The organism is Algoriphagus aquaeductus, from assembly GCF_003253485.1.
Taxonomy (GTDB): Bacteria; Bacteroidota; Bacteroidia; order Cytophagales; family Cyclobacteriaceae; genus Algoriphagus; species Algoriphagus aquaeductus.
Genome location: NZ_QKTX01000006.1, coordinates 203167 through 222601, shown reverse-complemented (window position 1 = coordinate 222601; position 19435 = coordinate 203167). Strand labels below are relative to the sequence as shown.

The 19435-nt window shown below is 46.0% G+C and carries 12 protein-coding genes; 5 read left to right on the top strand and 7 right to left on the bottom strand.

Annotated features, from left to right (window positions below):
- Window positions 1-19: 19 nt before the first annotated feature.
- From CLV31_RS10385 to CLV31_RS10365, 5 genes are all read left to right on the top strand, one after another.
- Entirely contained in the window at window positions 20-1003 is a 984-nt protein-coding gene (locus CLV31_RS10385; RefSeq protein WP_111392818.1) for a c-type cytochrome, read from the top strand.
- Window positions 1004-1165: 162 nt separating this feature from the next.
- Window positions 1166-2839: a bifunctional metallophosphatase/5'-nucleotidase gene (locus tag CLV31_RS10380; RefSeq protein ID WP_111392817.1), complete on the top strand. Its 1674-nt coding sequence runs from the start codon at window positions 1166-1168 to the stop codon at window positions 2837-2839.
- A gap of 113 nt (window positions 2840-2952) precedes the next feature.
- Window positions 2953-5040: an acylase gene (locus CLV31_RS10375; RefSeq protein WP_111392816.1), complete on the top strand. Its 2088-nt coding sequence runs from the start codon at window positions 2953-2955 to the stop codon at window positions 5038-5040.
- A gap of 99 nt (window positions 5041-5139) precedes the next feature.
- Window positions 5140-6507, top strand: coding sequence for a Gfo/Idh/MocA family protein (locus CLV31_RS10370; protein WP_111392815.1), 1368 nt, complete (start codon window positions 5140-5142; stop codon window positions 6505-6507).
- A gap of 454 nt (window positions 6508-6961) precedes the next feature.
- A complete protein-coding gene (locus CLV31_RS10365) occupies window positions 6962-7663 on the top strand; it encodes a hypothetical protein (RefSeq protein ID WP_111392814.1) in 702 nt (233 codons plus the stop codon).
- Between the two features lie 2 nt (window positions 7664-7665).
- Here the strand turns inward: CLV31_RS10365 and CLV31_RS10360 are convergent, their stop codons facing one another.
- From CLV31_RS10360 to CLV31_RS10330, 7 genes are all read right to left on the bottom strand, one after another.
- On the bottom strand, window positions 7666-8835 hold the full coding sequence (locus tag CLV31_RS10360) for a hypothetical protein (RefSeq protein WP_111392813.1): 1170 nt from the start codon (window positions 8833-8835) through the stop codon (window positions 7666-7668).
- A gap of 74 nt (window positions 8836-8909) precedes the next feature.
- Entirely contained in the window at window positions 8910-10058 is a 1149-nt protein-coding gene (locus CLV31_RS10355) for a glycoside hydrolase family 5 protein (protein ID WP_111392812.1), read from the bottom strand.
- Between the two features lie 290 nt (window positions 10059-10348).
- Window positions 10349-13447: an efflux RND transporter permease subunit gene (locus CLV31_RS10350; protein ID WP_111392811.1), complete on the bottom strand. Its 3099-nt coding sequence runs from the start codon at window positions 13445-13447 to the stop codon at window positions 10349-10351.
- Window positions 13444-16488, bottom strand: coding sequence for an efflux RND transporter permease subunit (locus CLV31_RS10345; RefSeq protein ID WP_111392810.1), 3045 nt, complete (start codon window positions 16486-16488; stop codon window positions 13444-13446). The genes CLV31_RS10350 and CLV31_RS10345 overlap by 4 nt, the downstream gene beginning before the upstream one ends.
- A 3-nt stretch (window positions 16489-16491) precedes the next feature.
- Window positions 16492-17562: an efflux RND transporter periplasmic adaptor subunit gene (locus CLV31_RS10340; protein WP_111392809.1), complete on the bottom strand. Its 1071-nt coding sequence runs from the start codon at window positions 17560-17562 to the stop codon at window positions 16492-16494.
- A 232-nt stretch (window positions 17563-17794) separates the two neighbouring features.
- On the bottom strand, window positions 17795-18190 hold the full coding sequence (locus CLV31_RS10335) for a thioredoxin domain-containing protein (RefSeq protein WP_146250886.1): 396 nt from the start codon (window positions 18188-18190) through the stop codon (window positions 17795-17797).
- A partial coding sequence (locus tag CLV31_RS10330; protein WP_220084333.1) for a DUF4221 family protein occupies window positions 18165-19435 on the bottom strand: 1271 nt, incomplete at its 5' end. The genes CLV31_RS10330 and CLV31_RS10335, both read right to left, overlap by 26 nt.

The following is a 19435-nucleotide window of genomic DNA, read 5'->3' as shown; positions in this document are numbered from 1 at the left end:
TGTCCCAACAAAAAGCACTATGAAAAAAATCTTAAAAGTATTCGCCTACCTTCTAGGTGCGGTGATTCTATTATTGGTCTGTGCACTGGCCTTTTTACAGCTGGGTTTTCCCAGAGTAGATTCCCCACAAGAACTTACCATTGAATATACGCCGGAACGAATTGAGCGGGGTGCATACCTTGCCAATCATGTGGCCGTATGTATGGATTGCCATTCCAAGCGGGATTTTTCCGAATTTTCTGGCCCACCGGCTCCGGGAACTTTAGGTGCTGGTGGAGATCGATTTGATCATGGAATGGGCCTCCCCGGCGTATTTTATGCAAAAAACATCACTCCATTTGGGATTTCCGATTATACCGACGGGGAATTGTATCGCCTGATCACCACCGGAGTCACTAATGACGGAAGGCCCATGTTTCCGCTGATGCCTTATGCCTATTATGGAAAGATGGATCCAGAAGACATTTACGACATCATTGCCTACGTCAGGAGTCTTCCTACCATCGAAAATGAAGTCCCCGACTCAAAAGCAGATTTCCCTGTGAGCTTGATATTACGAACCATCCCTACCAACTCTCAACCGGAAAAAAAACCTGATCCAAGTGACCAAATTGCCTATGGTGCCTACCTTGTCAATGCCTCCGGATGTATCGAATGCCATACTCAGGTGACACCTCAAGGAGTGATTATTCCGGAAAAAGCTTACTCAGGAGGACGGTCATTCCCATTTCCTGACGGTTCCTTGGTTACATCCTCCAATATTACACCTTGCCCAGACACAGGAATCGGCAATTGGTCTGAAGAAATGTTTCTTGCCCGATTTAAACAATATCAGGATTCAGGATATGTCAATCCCAAAGTGGCACCGGGGGAATTTAATTCCATCATGCCCTGGACCATGTATGCGGGTATGAAAGAAGAAGATCTTCGGGCAATTTATGCATACTTGAAGACGCTTCCTGCTACCAAAAATGAAGTGATCAAGTTTACTGCAGCGAAGTAAGTCTTCCCAATTTTGGATTTACTCCCAAAAAGGATCTCAGAATTTGGGATCCTTTTTGTGGTTTTGTGACTCCTGTCACCAATTTGACATTATACAGCTTCTTATTTTTGAGAAGATTGGAAAAAATTTTCCCTTTTTAATCCCGAACAAAATAGCCTACCCATGAAGTCCTCGAGAAGAAAATTCATTGCTCAACTCGGAGCCCTGGGAGCAAGTACAGGATTGGCATCTTTTGCTGAAGCCTCCTCAATCACACGAAAAAACCCTAAAGAGAATCCCACTTCTTTCACCCTCAACATCCTTCAGACCACCGATGTGCATTGCCAGATCCACGCACACGATGAGCTATTTTGGGAAAATGGGAAATCAGTATTCCGAAAAACCGGCGGATATGCTCACTTGAAAACTTTTCTGGATCAGCATCGCGAAAAAATGAACCACAGCTTCTTGATCGATACGGGAGATATGTTTCAGGGCTCAGAGCTCTCGGTAAAAACCACCGGTGAAGCCATGGTGCCAATATTGAATGCACTGGATTACGACCTCTATCTTCCTGGGAATTGGGAGGTGATCTATTATAAAAAGTCCATGCAACATCTCATGGGCTCATTGACTGCGCCCAAGGTTTGTGCGAATATGTATCATGATTTGGGTGAAGGTAAAAGAGGCGAATTGATTTTCCCTCCTTACCATATCTGGACGGTAAATGGGGTGAAAATCGGTTTTTTGGGCTATACCGATCACTTGGTGCCCATCCGTCAGTCTCCAAACTACAGCAAAGGAATCATTTACACCAAGCCTGAAGACAACCTCGCTCACTATGTCGATGTGCTTAGAAATCAGGAAAAATGTGCCTTCGTAGCCATTGTAGCGCACTTGGGACTTTCCCAGCAGATTCATTTGGCCAATCTGCCCGCCTGCGAGGGAGTGGATTACATTTTGGGTGGGGATACGCACGAGCGGGTCAGAAAACCGATACAGGCTAAGTACGCCAAAGTAGTGGAGCCCGGTGCTTTCGGATCTTTTGTCGGCAACCTTGAGCTCAAAATCGAAAACGGAAAAGTGGTCAGCGACCGCTATGAGCTCTTGGAGGTGGATTCCAAAAAATACCCCGAATCCAAAGTGATGAAGGAGGTCATAGCCAAGTATGAAGGCCCCTATTTGGAGGACATCCAGAAAGTGGTTGGCTACAGTACTATTCCGCTTTATCGCTACTTCGTAATCGAAAATACGATAGATACCATGATTTTGAACGCTATTAATTGGCAAGTTCCGGATGTGGACATCGTGCTTTCCAACGGGTTCAGATTCTGTCCGCCTCGGTCCACTCCGGACCAAACCGGAAATATTCCGATCACCAACGGGTTCATTTTCGACATGCTTCCTGTGGACAGTACCATCCGAACAGGCAAAGTCACCGGAAAGCAGATCAAAGAATGGCTCGAAAGGGAGCTTAACAACGTGTTTGCAGCCGATGCTTCCAAACGATTCGGAGGCTGGGTGATCAAATTCAAAGGCATGGAAGTAAAATTCAACGCGTTTGGAGAAGAAGGTCAGCGGGTCCAATCAGCACTGGTTCATGGCAAAAACCTCGACATGGAGAAAGTATATAAAATCTGTGCCTGCGAACGCGATGGAGATCCGGATGACATGCTGTGCAGATTCCGTGGGGTAAAAGAAACCGAAAATACTCCTTTCACCCTGCATCAAGCGATGAAAAGCTATTTGGCCAAAAACTCCCCTGTTACCCCAACACCTCCCAATTCTGCCGTGGCACTTGATGCCCCGGCCACCTTGCTGACCCAGGTAAGTGGAGTGGATTATGAATTCAGATAAATAGATTCTGACTCTCTCTGAACGAATAGAGAAAAGTGTTTAATCCCCCTCAATTGTCTGCCAATTAGTCGGCTTTTTTGTTATTCTTGAGTTTCTATTTCCGCCCGATATTCATGAAGCTCAGAATCCTTCCTTTCCTATTCCTATTTGCTTCCTTCCTCAGTTGTCAGCGCGTACTCAAACCTTCCGATTGGGATACTACCCAGGTAGAAATCGCCCGTGACGAGTTTGGAGTACCGCATATTTTTGGAAAAACCGATGCCGATGTAGCCTATGGACTGGCTTGGGCTCATTCGGAAGATGATTTTGAGACAATCCAAAAGACGGTTTTGGCGGGAAAAGCCTTGGCTGGAAGAGTTTTTGGAGAGCAGGGTGCGGGAATTGACTTTTTTGTTCACCTCCTCGAAACCCGAGAAATCGCGCGAGAAAAATACGACTCCAGCTTTTCTCCAGATTTCAAAAAAGTCTTGGAAGGCTACGCTGCCGGACTCAATGATTACGCCTATCATCACCCCGAGGAAGTGCTCTACGGCCCGGCTTTCCCGATCAATCCCAAGGAAATCATCTCCGCCTATATTCTTTCCCTAGCCCAAATGTCCGGAGCAGACCGAGCGGTTCAGGCGATTGTAGGCGGAAATGTGGATCTCATTCCCGAGGACACTTTGCCAAAAGGATCCAATGCCATCGCCATCCATCCTACCCGGACAGATTCCGGAGAAGCCTTTCTAGCTATCAATTCCCATCAGCCACTCGAAGGGCCGGTGGCTTGGTACGAGGCACATCTCCATTCCGTAGAGGGCTGGAATATCCTGGGAGGATTGTTTCCGGGAGGAGCGATGATTTTCCACGGAGCAAACGAACACTTGGGCTGGGCGCATACGGTGAATTCTCCTGACTTTCTGGATCTATACCAGTTGGAAATCAATTCGGAAGATGGGAACGAATATCGCGTGGACGGAGAATGGCTGGAATTGGAATCCCACATCGTCTGGCTGAAAGTCCGGCTGTGGGACTGGATTACCTTGCCTGTGCCGAAAAAGGTTTGGAAGTCCATCTATGGCCCAACTTTAGTCACCGAGCAAGGCGCATTTGCGATTCGGTTTGGAGCTTTGGACCGAGTCGGAGCACCCGAGCAATGGTGGAGAATGAACAAGGCGAAGAATTTCTCCGAGTGGAAAGCCGCCATGTCATCCATGCAGCTCACCAATTTCAATACCGTCTATGCCGACAAATACGACACGATCTTTTATGTCAGCAATGGACTTTTGCCTAAGCGAACTCCTGGTTTTGATTACAGCGGAACAGTCCCGGGCAATACTAAAAAGACCCTTTGGACAGCGTATCATGCCTTTTCGGAACTTCCCCAGCAAGTCAACCCGCCCTCCGGCTACCTCTACAACACCAACCATTCTCCCTTCAAGGCGAGTGCATTTGAGGACAATCTTTTCCCGGAAAATTACCCCATCGAAATGGGCTTTGACCTCCTGGACAATAACCGTTCCCTGAGATTTCGGGAACTAATGTCCGACACAGGTAGAATTTCCTGGGAGCAGTTTGAGCGAATCAAGTTTGACCAGACTCTACCCCAAAACTTGGCTTTCCGCACGGATCTGAGTTCGCTTTTTGGGCTGGATTCGGCGGACTATCCAGAAATAGAAAAGCAGATTAAGGCCCTGAAAAACTGGAACAAAGAAGCTTCCGCCGACAGTGAAGGGGCTGCCCTTTTTGCCTTTGTGTATTACTATTGGTGGGATGAGTTTGCCAAATCTGGAAGAAGTTTTGAAACCGTGCTGACCAAAGAAGAAGCCGTGCAGGGATTGAGAGCGGCGAAAAAGCATTTTGAAACCCATTTTGGAAAAGAATTGGTGGCACTCGGAGACTATCAGCGGCTCATCAGGGGAAAAAAATCCCTTCCGCTTTGGGGCTTGGATGATGTCTTGGCGGCAATCCGCTCTACCCCTTGGGAAAAAGGCCGCAGAAAAGCAGTGCAAGGCGAATCCTATATTCTCATGGCAAGATTCGGGGAAGGGCTTCCCATCCTTGAGTCCATCAATGTCTATGGTGCGAGCAACCGACCCGAATCGCCCCACTATGCCGATCAGATGGAGCGATTTGTCAAACGAGACTTGAAGCCAATGACCTTGGACAAGGATCAAGTCCTGAAAAGTGCAGTCCGGGTTTACCACCCCGGAAAGAGATAATTCCTATCAGGTCCATATCTGATCCGATTATCCAAGGTAGGTTTGTATCTGATCTTCCTTTTTGTATCTTGAAATCCTCACTCCTTAACCCAAAAACCTATGAATCAACTGAATCGACGAGATTTCATCAAAGGCTCCAGCGCCATGATGACTTTGGCCAGTTTTGGCCTGTTTGGCATGGACTTCAAAGACGCAGAAGGCCCGCTCAAAGTCGCCCTGATCGGTACCGGTTGGTATGGCAAATCCGACCTTTTACGACTGATCCAAGTAGCCGATGTGGAAGTAGTCGCGCTCTGCGATGTCGATAAAAATCTGCTCAAAGCCGCAGGAGACCTCGTCGCCCAGCGCCAGAAATCAAAGAAAGTTCCTGAGCTGTTTGGAGACTATCGCGAACTCCTCAAGAAACACAAATGCGACCTCGTGCTGATCGGTTCGCCGGATCACTGGCATGCGCTACAGGCTATCGAAGCTTTGAAATCCGGTGCTCATGTCTATTTGCAAAAGCCGATTTCTGTCGATGTGATCGAAGGAGAAGCGATATTGGCTGCAGCCCGAAAGTACAATCGCAAATGCCAAATCGGCACGCAGCGCAAAAGCACGCCTCACCTGATCGAAGCCAAAAAACAGATCATTGATACCGGAAAGTTGGGCAAAATCAGTCATGCCGAAGTTTGCTGCTACTTCCACATGCGAGCCAATGGAAATCCTGCCGTGGAGCCAGTCCCTGACTTTTTCGATTACGAAATGTGGACTGGACCTGCGCCGATGCGTCCCTACGATGGACTGCCGCATATTCGCTGGTGGAGAACCTTTATGGAATACGGCAACGGCATCACCGGTGACATGTGTGTGCACATGTTGGACACCGTTCGCTGGATGCTGAAACTCGGTTGGCCAACTCAGATCACGTCGACTGGGGGTATTTACGTCCAAAAGGAAGGTAAATCCAACATCGCCGATACACAGACTGCCATTTTTGAATTTCCTGAGCTACAAGTGGTGTGGCAGCATCGTACTTGGGGCAATGCACCTGACCCGGAATATCCATGGTCCTTCAAGATCTATGGGGAAAACGGAATGCTCGCAGGCAGCACCATGCAGGCAGACTATTTCCCCTACGATGCCAAGGAAGAAAAAATCCACTTCGATTGCGTATTTGAGCGAGAGCAATATCCGGAAGACCTGACCGAAGACCGCATCGAGCTCAATGCTGCTCCGGCCACCCGTCTTCACATGAAAAACTGGCTGGAAGCTATCGACAAGGACACTCTGCCCGTGGCTGATGTCGAAGAAGGGCATATCTCCACAGCGTCTTGTATCCTAGCCAATATCTCCATGGAACTCGGAGGCCGACCTCTCCGATACGACCCCAAAACCATGACGGTACTCAACGATCCCGAAGCAACTGCCAAACTCCGAAGACCCTATCGAGGACCTTGGCTGCATCCGGAGCCGAATAAGGTTTAAGATATGAGAGAATAAGAGATTAAGAGAATGAGTCCCGGACATGAAAATGTTCGGGATTTTTTTGCGGGTAGTCCAGACCTTCCAGGTTTTGAAAACCTGGAAGGTTTTTTTGTTGATTTTCAACCATTTACAAAAAAAACATCCCTACAAATCTAAATTTGAATTTTAGATTTGCAGGGATGGAGAAAGGAGATATCCTTAGAATGAATCCTGACAATTTCTTTACAAAATGATTTTACTGATTGATTTTCAATTATTTGAAACTAAATCATCCCCGATATTTTAAAAATTATTTTTAAAATATCGGGGATGACAAAAAGAAAATCGAAGGAACTGGCAAAAAAATGTCCGTGTGATTGGACTAAAAGGCTTTTTGGAAATACTCGATCAGTCTCGATGACTTTTCCAGCAACCCCAAAAGATACAATGCACGTAAAAAGGGAAAACTCCGCATATGAAAAGTATTTTTCTTACCCTTATCTTTTTCTCAGTGGGATGGGCAGCCCAAGCTCAGTTTTTCATCGCAGGAGGCCATTTCAATGGAGGGATAGCCAATGGACGTCTTAATCATGAAACCGGAGGCCTATTCTTTCCCACCTTATCGGGAATTATTCTCCATGAAGAACGAACCGCCCCAATCCAACTCGGAATCGAGCTTGGCTATGGGATCTATGGAAGTAAACTGGAACGAAGAACGGACCTCTATGAGGGATTTTCTGATGAGCTAAGGCTTCGAAGGAATAACAATATCGCAACAGGAATGTTGGTTATGCGATATATACTCAGACCACAGGGAAAAGTGATGCCCTTTGTCGAAGCAAAATTTGGAGCCAATTACCTTTACACCCGGTACAAAATCCGTGAAAGTATCCTTTCCGAAGAAACCCTTGAGGCAGGAAAAGATCGAGAGGATTGGTCTGTCTCCTATAGCTTTGGGACTGGAGTTCAGATCCCCATCCCATCCAGCCCTGGCTTAGTGTTTGAGTTTAAAGCCAATTACCAAACGGGCCCATCAGCAGAATTCCTCACCAAAGGAGATGCAACCTTTAATCCTTTGCCAAATGGAGGCGGGACTTTTGACTACCAGGTGCGAAGATCACCTCTTGAAATGGTGACTTTGTCTGTTGGATTTTTAGTATATGATGTGTTTCGGTAGGATTAGTTTTTAAAAAAGATTTTATATCTGTAAAACACATTGTAATCCTTTTCGACTTCGCTATCGGGCTTGATATAAATCACATCCTCTTGATCGATATAATGAATATCGCCTTCGATCGGCAATTTGGTGATTGGAGATTGATTTCCTTTTTCATCAATCAATAGATATCTGGATTTCCGATAATTTTTCAAAAGCGCTGCAAATTCTGGATTTCGGCTAGTATTTACTTTCCCGTTTTTCATGGCCAAATATGGCTCCCGAGGAACCTCCGTATAAAAATGTGCTAAGAAAATCGTCCCACCAGCCTTCAAATCGAAAAACCCTGGATATAGGAGTGGTTCATCCTCTACATTAAACTCCAAATTTCGTTTTCGGTCAGGATGATTGATCAGGACTTCCTGGTACGGAATCAGTTCATTACCACGCAACTTGAATAAAAACAATTGATCTCCAATCCGAGGAAGAACTGCAACGAGCTGGCTTTTCGTAGTACCAGTAAAAAACGGAGTGGCCATGCCTACCCATCGCCCTTCTTTTCTGGGCAGCCAAGAATCCGGATACAGGTTGATTTTTTGACTAACTCCTGTCTGGGAATCTATGATAAATCCGGACTCAGCAAGGGAGTAGAAATTCGAATTCTGGAAATCTTTCCCCATCAGTTTGGGAGTTACCGCATTAGCATCTGCTCCAATGAGCAGGGTTTTCCCGTCAATTTCAACTGCTTTAAATTGATTTCTCAGCGGGGCCACTTCCAGCATATTAATTCCTTCAGCTAAGGGTTCGGACCTGCGGATTTTTTCCATGGAGGAATTAAAAAAATGCACTCGCATCTCCTGTGAGATTTCCTTGATTGCTATTCCATTTCCCCAAAATGCCAATTCCCAAGGTTGGGCCACTTGACTGGGTCCCTCACCTTTTAAATTGGGTTTGAGTAGCACCTTACCCTTCGAGTCAGTCAACAGAATCTCCTTGAGCTGTTTCTCTTTGAATAAAAGTTCGCCGGTTTCAGCTTTCCGGTCTACCAAATACAATTCCGAGAGTGACTCGACTAGAATGGAGTCCAGCAGTTGAAATTGAACTTCTTTGGTCTGGGAAGTAATCAAGTCAGAGGATGAATTGCAGCTATATAGGAGGAATGAAAAAGCAAGCGCAAAAATTAATTTTACCATAATCTCATTTTATAAGATTAATCGGCTGAAAGTTTCATTTATATGACAAAACGAAAAAATAAAATCCCTAGCACCTAAATCTGCGCCTTCAACAACTCCAAAAACTTCCGATCGAGCTTTTCTCCATACCAATCTTCGTAAACCACGTCTTTTCTGCCGGAATTGAGCACCCCAAAAGCCCCGGAAAACTCCCAAATTCCAAAGCCTACTTCCATTTCTTTCAACACCTGCAGGACATCTCCAAACCACGCCAAAAACACCTCGTGGGGCGTCTGATTGTAGCAGCCGCATTCCCCACAGTGGACTCCAACTCCCTGGTCAATCAAGGCTTTCCACGGGGCATAGTATTTTCGGATGTTCTCTATATCAAGTGAATTCTCCCCTTGTTGCAAAGGCCAATCCACCGGCGGAACAGACTCCGGATCTTTGTAAACCCAGCTGGCTTTGTAGTGAGAAATCGGAAAAGGATGATACCCCCGGCAGCTCTGCGACAAGTCCAAATCTGCCAATTCCGGCACGGCTATTCCTCCACCCCCATTGCCATCCGCAATGACTAACCGGGATTTTTTGACTGATTTAATGGTTTCCAAAGCAGCTTTGGCCACCCGATGATAGTCCACCACATCTACCGGGCCACCGGGACTGTGCTGATCGTTGGGATTTTCCCGCTGAAACGGTTCATTCACCAGATCAAAGCTGAGTTTCTTGGAGGAAATTCCCCGATAGCGCTTGGCCCACATTTCCCAATGCGCACAAAAGGCTTCCATAGCCTCCTGATCTTTCCAGAGGTTATACGGCTCCTCAAATCCCGCATTGATGCAGAATCCCGGAGCGCGATGTAGGTTTAAACTCACATGCAGACCATGCTTGATGGCCCGCTCCACCAGTGCATCTACTTTTTCCAACCGGCTTTCATCAAAATTCAATACCTCATCCGGCCGAATCGGTCTGCTGCGATCGATGTTCAAATAGGAGGGATATGAAATCGGAACCCGGACAAAATCAAAGCCCCAATCGGCGATCCACTGGATGTAGGCAGGTTTTGTTGGCCTTCCCTGATCTGGGTTATGGGAGAAAAAGTCCAGCAAATTGAAGCCTTTCCAGGCGGGAAGCTTGTTTTTCCTTTTGACTTCCGAAAAAGAAGAATACGGCAACAAACTGGCTCCTGCGGTAGCCAAAGCCGCTTTCTTCATAAAATCCCGGCGAGAATCAGAGAGGTTCATGGACGAAATAGGTTGAGTTTGAAAAAGGAAAATACCTTTTTATGGGGAAAAACCGATCCTGTTTTAATCTGAAATTCTTTATTCTACAGATCGTGCTCTCAGCACTCTGGAAAATAAAAATCACATTTCAGCCCAGAATTGAATTCTAGGCTTTTACAGGTTGTGCCGTTGGCACTTTTTCTAATCATCGCTCAGATAAAGCACCAAAGGTGCGCACGATAAAAGCCTCAAATTCAATTTGGGGCAAAGAATGAAAAATCACCAAAACATCTTATTAAAGGTCAAAAAATTCAAACCTCCCTCCACATCATCACCGGCAAAATCCAAAACACTCCCACCATACTGAACACCAATCCTCCTATCGTCCCTACTGCAAGTGAAAACCAAAACACCTCATTCTGACCATCCATAATGAACGGCACCAAGCCAAAACAGGTAGACAGCACAGTCAGCAAAATCGGTATCGCCTTCCCCGCCACTGATTTAAGAATATTCCGGTTAAATGTCCCCTTGGGGCGATTGTTGAAATCATTGAGAATAAAGATCCCAGCATTCACCGCCAAGCCTCCTAGCATCACAAATGCGGCAAATCCTCCCCGGTCAAAGTTGAATCCTCCCATAGAGAAGATCAAAAACAGCCCGATAAAACTGATCGGAATCAAAAACATGATGAAAAAGGGCTGACGGAAATTCTCAAACAAAATGGTGCAGATAAAGAAAATTGCCACGATCAGAAGTCCCAACAATCCATACTGCCTTTTGGCTTGTTCAAAATTCCAACCCCACTCCTGCTTTTTGGCTTCGTAGCCGATGGGCATTTGGGCTTTCATCTCTTCCAAAACCTGCTCCAGGTACTCATTGCCAAACTTGGCCGAACCCATGTATTCAAAGGACACCACCCGGATGTACTGCCGGTCTTCCTTGTGCAGGGCATTGGTGGTGTTTTCCAGGTTAAGGGTACCAAAATCAGCCACTTTCAGAATCTTATCCTCTCCACTGATCAGCCCTCTTTTCTCCAGATCAAACTTGCTGAAGTTACCCGAAGTCCGCTCCCTCAGGATCAAGCCATAGTTTTTGTCTGCCATGGTCAGGTAGCCACTCGGTCCCTGAGGCTTGGACAAGTCCTGAAGGGTATTCAGGATTTCGTATTGGCTCGTACCGCCCAAGGCAATCTGATTTTGGTCCAATCGCAGCACATATTCCTGGGTTTTCTGCTCGTTATAGCTCAGCCGCTCATTGGTATTGACTGTCTGAATCCGTTTGTGCTGCAGGAGTTTTTCGGCCAAAATATCCGACTGACGCTCCAGTTCATCAAAATTGTACCCTTTCATCTGCACCCGAAACGAAGGGATCCCCTCGCCTCCCCCTCCGGTATAAAAGCCCTGTCCCACTCCGTAGATATTCCACTGCGCCCCACTCCAGTCGGTAGATTTGACGGACAGTTTCCCTTTGAGCTGATAGGGCAAAGCTCCTTTTTCGTAGGCTTCTTTGAAGGTGATAATGATCTGCGCACTTTGCCCGGAGCGCACATACGTGACAAACTGATCGATTCCCTCCACGCCTTTGAGGTATTCCTCAAACTCCCGCATGATAAAATCCATCTGCTCCAGGGTATTTCCAAAAGGAAGTCGGGCAGAGACGAACAGCCGGGTTTTTTCGGGTTCCCGGTACACACTTTTTTCATACACTCCTCTCACAAACATCCGGAGGGTGCCACCCAAGGCCTTGTCTACCCAAGGGCGGATTTCCTCCTGATAAAAAGTATTCCCGATAGTCTTATTATACCATTCCCGTTCGCCCCACTTGGCAGGCAAAAAGAAAATCGGCGTTCCAAAAAGTAACAGAACCAGCAACAAAAAAGTCTTGCGATACCGGGCTGTCCAGGCAATGCCTGTTTCGTAGCGCTGAAGCCAGCGAACCCGCTTTTTCAGCTGAGGAAGCATAAGTTTCCTCCCCTGATGCACAGACTCCTTGAAAAGCAATCCATAAAACGCAGGGGTGAAAAACAGGGCCACCAACAAACTCACTCCTAGCATGACCGCTACCACAATGGAAAACTCCGTCAGGGTCTTTCGGTCCTCCTCTGGCAGCAAAAGCACCAAAAGCAAGGCCGCCACCGTGGTCATCGAAGCTGCCAAGAGGGCTAAGAACACCCGACGATTGCGGTATTTGTGCAGGTGGTCCACCATCACGATGGCATTGTCCACCACGAGTCCAAAACTGATGGTCAATCCCGCTATGGTGTACAAATGAATATCCACTTGAAGAAAATAGAGGATCATCGCCGTCAGGCTCACATTGATCACGATTCCCAAAAAGAGGATACTCAGATATTTCCAGTTTCGGTTGATCAGAAAAATAAAGGCGATCAGGATCAAAATAGACAGTCCCGAACGCTTATAGATCTTGTTGAGCTCTTTTTCAAGAAACTCCGTATCATCGTTTTCCAGTCTGATTTCAAAGCCCGGAGGCAGGTTGATTTTGGCGGCTTCGATGGAGTTTTTGAGGTTTTTGGCCAGCAGTACCTTGTTGACCCCATCCCGATTGTACACCGATAGGGTCACGGAATTGTTCCCATTTATCCGGTAAAAACTCATTGGCTCGCCCTCCTCCAAGGTGACCGTGGCCACATCCTTGAGTCGGACTTCCATGCCCCCCATGGAGCGGATAATCAGGTTTTCAAGTTGATCGATCTGATTGAGTTTGCGGTCTACCGTCACAAAGAGCGTCTCCCCTTTGTTGTTGTACACGGTGCCGGGATACAGCTGCCCAAATGCCCGATTAATCTCTTGATTAAGCAGGGATCTACTGATTCCGAAGGACTGTATCTTTTGTACATCAAAAGTGACGAAGAGCTGTAGCTCATTAGCTCCTCGAATCTGCACTTCCTCCACTTCTGCGAATCGGGTGAGGGCAGGTTTGATCACATCCTCGGTGATTTTGCGGATCTCGAAGGAAGCAAAAGGCCCATTCACACTGTAGGTCAAAATCGGCGTCTTGAAATCGCTGCGATACTCCGCGCTTTGTGTCACATTGGGGTAGGAAAGCCGCTCGTCCAGTTTGGGATACACCTGACGAATCAGGGCCAACACCTCAAACTTTTTGAGCTCCATATCCGCCTTTTTATCAAATCGGAGGGTAATATTTCCCTGATCGTAGTTAGAAACCGACGTGATTTTCTTGATTTCGGTGAGTTGGGAAAAAGCACCTTCCAGCGGAGAAGTAGCCAATTTTTCGATCAGCTCGGGTGAAGAGCGGGGAATCCCATAGCTGACCGTGAGTACAGGTTCACGCTCCCGGGGATTGAGATCTACCGAAAGCAAGGGAACTGTAGCAAAGCCCAAAATCCCCAGCACCACAAAGGCGATCAGTACCCGAAAATTCGTCATCGCAAGCCGGTTTTATGGGTCAACGAATCAAAAAACCAATACATCAAAGGGACGAAATACAAGGCAGTGCCTGTTCCAATCGTCAAACCCCCGATCACCGAATAGACCAAAGGCCTTTGCAAATCCGCCCCCAATCCCGAACTGAAAACAATCGGAATCAAGGCCAAAATCGTGGTCATTGAAGTCATCAATATCGGCTTCAATCGAATTTTTCCAGCCTGATGCAGCGCCATCTCGAGAATTTCAGATCGGGTTAAATTGGGGTTATTTCCCATTTCCTGTTTCAGTCGATTGATCGTATCGATTTTTAGAATGGCGTCATTCACCATGATTCCCAGCATCACGACCAAACCGATTGCAGACATCACATTGAGTGAAGAGCCTGTGAGCAGCAAAATCAAAAACGCACCCCCAATACCCAAAGGCAAAGTCAGCACCACAATCATCGGCTGAATAAAGCTCTCAAACTGTGCCGAAAGAATAAAATACAGCAGCAACACCGAAATGATCAGAATCCCGATCAGCTGACGAAGGGTCTCCTGATCTCTGAAAAATTGCCCTTTCAGCTCCACCGCCAGGTTTTTGGCCACTCCCCAAGAAATGAATTGGTCCGTTTTGGCGTTGGGGTTTTCTTCTTCCACCTGTACACTCTGATAGATTCCTCCCCGGTCAGCCGTCACGTATTTGTACTGATCAGCGTAGCGGTAATCCACAAACTCACTCAACAGATAGGAAGTACTGTCTGAAGCATAGATTCGGGTAGTACGAAGCAGGTCCTCAAAGCGATCCTGACTTTCCTTGAGGCGGATGGGCGTCACCTCTCCAAATCTTCGGATATCCGTAATGGTAAACACCCCAAACAACCGGGACAGCTGCTCCTGCACCCCTTCCACCGGGATTTGGTACAAGGCTAACTTATCTGCTAACAGGGAAAACACCACCGAACTTTCCTCCTGCAATCCCGGACCGGGAGCCCACTGTTCCGAAGGAAATGATTCCAGCCAAGGCTTCATCTTTTCAGCAGCAATCGGTTTCTTGGAATTCAGATCTTTCCATCTCACCTCATAGTAAGGCTGATTGGAACTGAACAGCTGATCAAACGCATTGGGGGCGTCACCGAGCACATAGCTTGCCATCGGATAGTCCTTTTCCAGTCGCTCACGGAGTCGGGCGATTTGCTCTTCTTTTTTGTCTTGAGAGGGGAAAAGCAGGTAAAGCAGGGATTTCTGAATGGAATTATCTCCGTCAAAAAGCAAAAACTGACGGACTCCAATCTCGGCTTCCGCTTGGGTGTAGCCCTCGATATCACGGATCAGCGTGAGCAATCGGTCCCGATTTTGACCGGCTGAAATGGGCTCATTCCAGTCGATTTCCAAGGTCGCATCCGGCTTTTCGATGGGCGGAAGACCTTCATTTTTCAGCAGCAAACTCAAGCCCAAGCCCAAAGGAATCAGCAACAAAAAGAAAAAAAGGGCGATTTTTTTCCTTGAAAAAATCCAGTCAAAACCTCGCTCATATCCCCTCAAAACCCAGAGAAAAGCGGCAGGTTCTCCTTTGAGCTCCTGCCTCTTTCCTACCCGATAAATCATCCAGTACAGCAAGGGCAAGAGGATAAACGCCACCATCAGCGAAACGGACAGAATCGCTGCCACTGCCACCGCTTGATCATAGAATAAAGCTCCGGCTATTCCGCTGAGAAACACCAGCGGAACAAAAACCGCCAAAGTCGTCAGCACCGAGCTGATCAAAGCCCCCATCACCTCATTGGCCCCTTGCACACAGGCCTCCAATAAGGGCAATCCGGATTCTCGCTTGCGGGTGATATTGTCCAGCACGATGATCGCATTGTCGATCAGCATCCCGATCCCCAAGGCCAAGCCGGAGAGGGAAATGATATTGATCGAAATGTTGAAAAAGTAAAAAACCAGAAAACTGATCAGCAGGGAAGTCGGCAAACTGATCCCCATGATCAGCGGAATGCGAAAGTCTTTGATAAACAGAAACAAAATCCCAAAGGCAAACAGTCCACCGAAAAGCAAGCTGGTTTGGAGGTTGGAAATCGCCGCATTGAGCAGGTTGCTTTGGTCTTGGGTGAGTTCGAAGTCCACCTGAGGATAGTCGGTGCGGAAGAGCTCCAAGGATTTCCGCAACTCCGGAATCAGCTCGTTCATCTTGGCAGCTGCCTGCTTGTGCACTGTGATGACCAGCCCTTCGCTCATTCCAAAGAGGTGGTAACCCAGCATTTCTTGGGTTTCGTATTGGGCTTTGGCGACTCGACCAAGGGGAACAATCACGCCTTTTTTGGAGCGTACAGGCAGGGATTCGATGTCTTTGGGCGTGTCCACCCGGGTAGCCAGGCGGAGAAAATAGCGAAACTGCCCATCCTTGACACTGATCCCGGGGAGCTCGGCATTGCCCGCCTTGACGGCGTCAATCAACTCCTGCTGCGTCATGCCCAAAGCAGCCAAGGCTTGCTCATCGGGCTGTACGGAAATAATTCGCTCCCGCTTACCATTGATATCCACAAGCGACACACCGGGAAGCTGCTCGATCCGTTTTTTCAGGACATTTTCTGCCAGTAAGCTCACCTCCACGGGGTCAGTGCCCTCTTTGGGCACCACCTGCACCCGAGCCACGGGAATGTCTGAAGTATTGATCCGAATCACTTCAGGGCGGGGAAGATCCTTGGGAAGGGCATTGGTCAGTCGGTCGATTTTTTCATTGACATCGATGTAGGCCAGCTCCATCTTGACCCCATAGTCAAAGGTCAGCCGCACCGTGCCGATCTCCGAACCCGCCTTGCTTTCCATTTCTTCGAGTCCGTTGAGCGTGATGAGACCTTCTCGGATTTGACGGAGAACATTTTGCTCGATGGATTCGGGTGAGGCATTGGGGTAGGTGACCTTGACCACGATCTGTGGCACGTCGATGGGCGGAAGGAGCGAAATCGGCAACAAGCGAAAGGCGATCGCTGCAAAGACCATCAAGGCCAAAAATGACATGGTGACGGCAATGGGCCGGTTCAGCAAAAATCTCACCATGTCCTATGGATTTACGATTTTGACGGGAGCCTGATGGGCAAGCTGCAGGTTGTTGCTGGTGATGACCGTGCTGTTTTCCGGGATACCGTCGAGCACTTCGATCTCCCGACCGTTGTCCTTTCCTACTTCCACATAGTTCCATTTGGATTCCTTGCCATTTTCGATGGTAAAGACCACCGCCCGACCTGAGCGGAAAACCACCGCATCTTTGGGCACCACGAGACTGTTGCTTTGGGGGGCACGGATGATCGCACGGGCATTCATACCGGGGAGAAGGTTTTTGGAAGAGGTCAGCGTGAGTGATACTTGTACGAGGCCGTTTTCATCCACCTTGGGATTGATGGCGGTGACGCGTCCTTCGAGGGCATTTTGGGGATCAGAGATGGGGTAGACTTCGGCTTTTTGACTGGATGAAATCAGCGGAATATCCGACTCGAGCACCTTAACCCGGAGCAACAGCTGATCGGTGGAAAGGATCTCGGCAAACTCGGCATTTTTTGTAACCAGGCTTCCCTCCTTGAATTTGATATTGGCGATGCGGCCGGAGACCGGTGCGCGCACCTCACAGCGGGCAAGGTTGAGTTCAACTTCCTTCAGCTCCACTTCGGCGAGGGAAAGCCCCGAATTCACGCGAATACGATCTTGAACGGTTTGGGCCACTTTGGGATCTTTGGACTCCAAGGCGAGCTGAAATTGAGCCTTGAGTACTTCCAACTCCGATTGGGCTTTGATCAGATTGATGCGGGCTTTCTCCAAGGCGAATTCCGCCTCCCGACGATCCAAGATGGCGATGACTTGCCCTTTCTGGACAAACTGCCCCTCCAGAATCTGAACCTTCTCGAGGTAGCCTTCCCGTTCTACGAGTGCCTTGACTTCAGAAAGTGCCTCCAGCTTGCCGGTGGCATTGATCAGATAGTCAAAGCTTTTCCGCTCGGCGGTAGCAACCCGGACTTCGGTGGCAGTGACCTCATTCCGGAAGGATTCGGAGGGAATTTCCTGAGAATCTTGTTTGCCTTCGGAACAGGCGAACATCGCCCCTGAAATCAGCAAAACAATCGGATTAAAAATACGCATGGAATACGAGTTAAGAGTAATCGAACTAAGATATAAAAATAAATTTTATGATAAACCAAGAAGCACCCAATATTTCACCAAATCATGATTTAAGAATACTATATAGACCATAGGGATTCCTATTTACACAGTTAATAAAAAAAATCATACCTATCTGAAAAAACAATCTAGATAAAAACTAAACTAAAATCCGAAGAAAAAATAAAGAATAATAACTGTAAACCAAACGACATTAAAGATCGCAATTACTAATTAAGTAATCTTCAAGGCTTTTTAAAGCTCCCTGATTCTCAGGACTTATTTCATCCACTTTTCCAGTAGAATAAACTATAAAAGGATAAAATCCAGAAACACCATATTGATCAAAAATTTCTCCATTTTCCAATGTAATATTTAAATAGTCCAATATATCATATCCCAATTTTATTTTTAGTTGCTTCTCAGATAACACATTTACTAAAATAAACGAAACACACTTTGACCCTTTGTTTCTCAATAAAAATTCTTCCGCAAAACTTATACAACCAGGACAACCGGCATTTGGAATATAAACTAATGGTGTTTTTTTCGAAAAATCCTCGATTTCTTTAGAATTTGAATTACTACAACCCATAAAGATCAAAAACATCGAATACAAGTAGATCCTCATCATAATTTTGAATTTTTTCTAAGTAAAGCTTTCCATCAATAAAGAAAAGAGAAGTTAAGAAATATTGATTATTCGGCAAATCAATACTATCAAATATCTTGAAATCTTTATCCAAAAACACTAAAGAATATTCTCCAAAAACTGAATTTAATCCTGAAAAAGAATCGATAAAATCATTATTAAACTTTTTATTCAAAACCCTAACATAAATGTTATTGGTCGGATCAAATTTAATGAAAGAATAATAATCCTGTCTCATTTGATGCTTTACTTCATCAATTATATCTGGAGCGATTTTTCCAGTTTTATAGGACAAAGGTTCAACATTTATTTTTCTTCCAACCTCCGTCGATACCCTTCTTATTTGGTTATTTCTTAAATCATAGATAGTTAAATCATTATCAATAGGAAAACTTAATACCAATAAATCATCTATTGCATTAAATTCATGGTAAAATTGAAAAAATTGAACACCCCAAATGGCTCCTTTGTATACGTCAGGGTAGGATATCCTATACTGCTTTTCTTCGTTTTTCAGATCAAAAAACATAAATGCATTTTCATCAAAACTTGAATTATTATAATACTCTTTCTCTGAACCCCAACAATTAAACCCGATTTTGCTTCCAAACCGAAATAGGGGCCTAGAACTATCTATTTCGGGTCTTACAGCATTTTTGCCATTATCAATAAAATAACCCTTTTTAACAAACCCCTCAGAATCAACAATTGAAAACTTCGCACTGCCATAGGAATAAAGGAATATTGAATCCTTGTTAAGCCAATAATAATTTGACAATTTACCAATCGCATCTTTTCCATTAACCTCAAAAGCAATCTTCATTTTTAAGTTAGAGGAAGATAAATTATAAAAATATATTGAATTATTTTTTTTATTTAAAAAAGAAAAATGATCACTATCCTCAAACTTAATAATTTGAGAAGAAGAATTCCTTGAAGTTGAAAGACTATCAAGTTCAAAAAAAATTGAATCGCTTTTAACTAGAGAAATTTTATTTCCTTTAAAGTAGCTGGATTCTACTTTTTCGCTCTTACATGACACTAACAATCCGAAAGCTAAAATAAATAAATAAAATGATTTCATTTTTTCAATAATAAATAAGGTGGGGGGGGGGGGGGGGGGGGGGGGGAAAAAACCCCCAAAAAAAAAAAAAAAAAAAATATTAACCCATACAAGGGGGATTTTTTTAAAAAAAAAAAAAA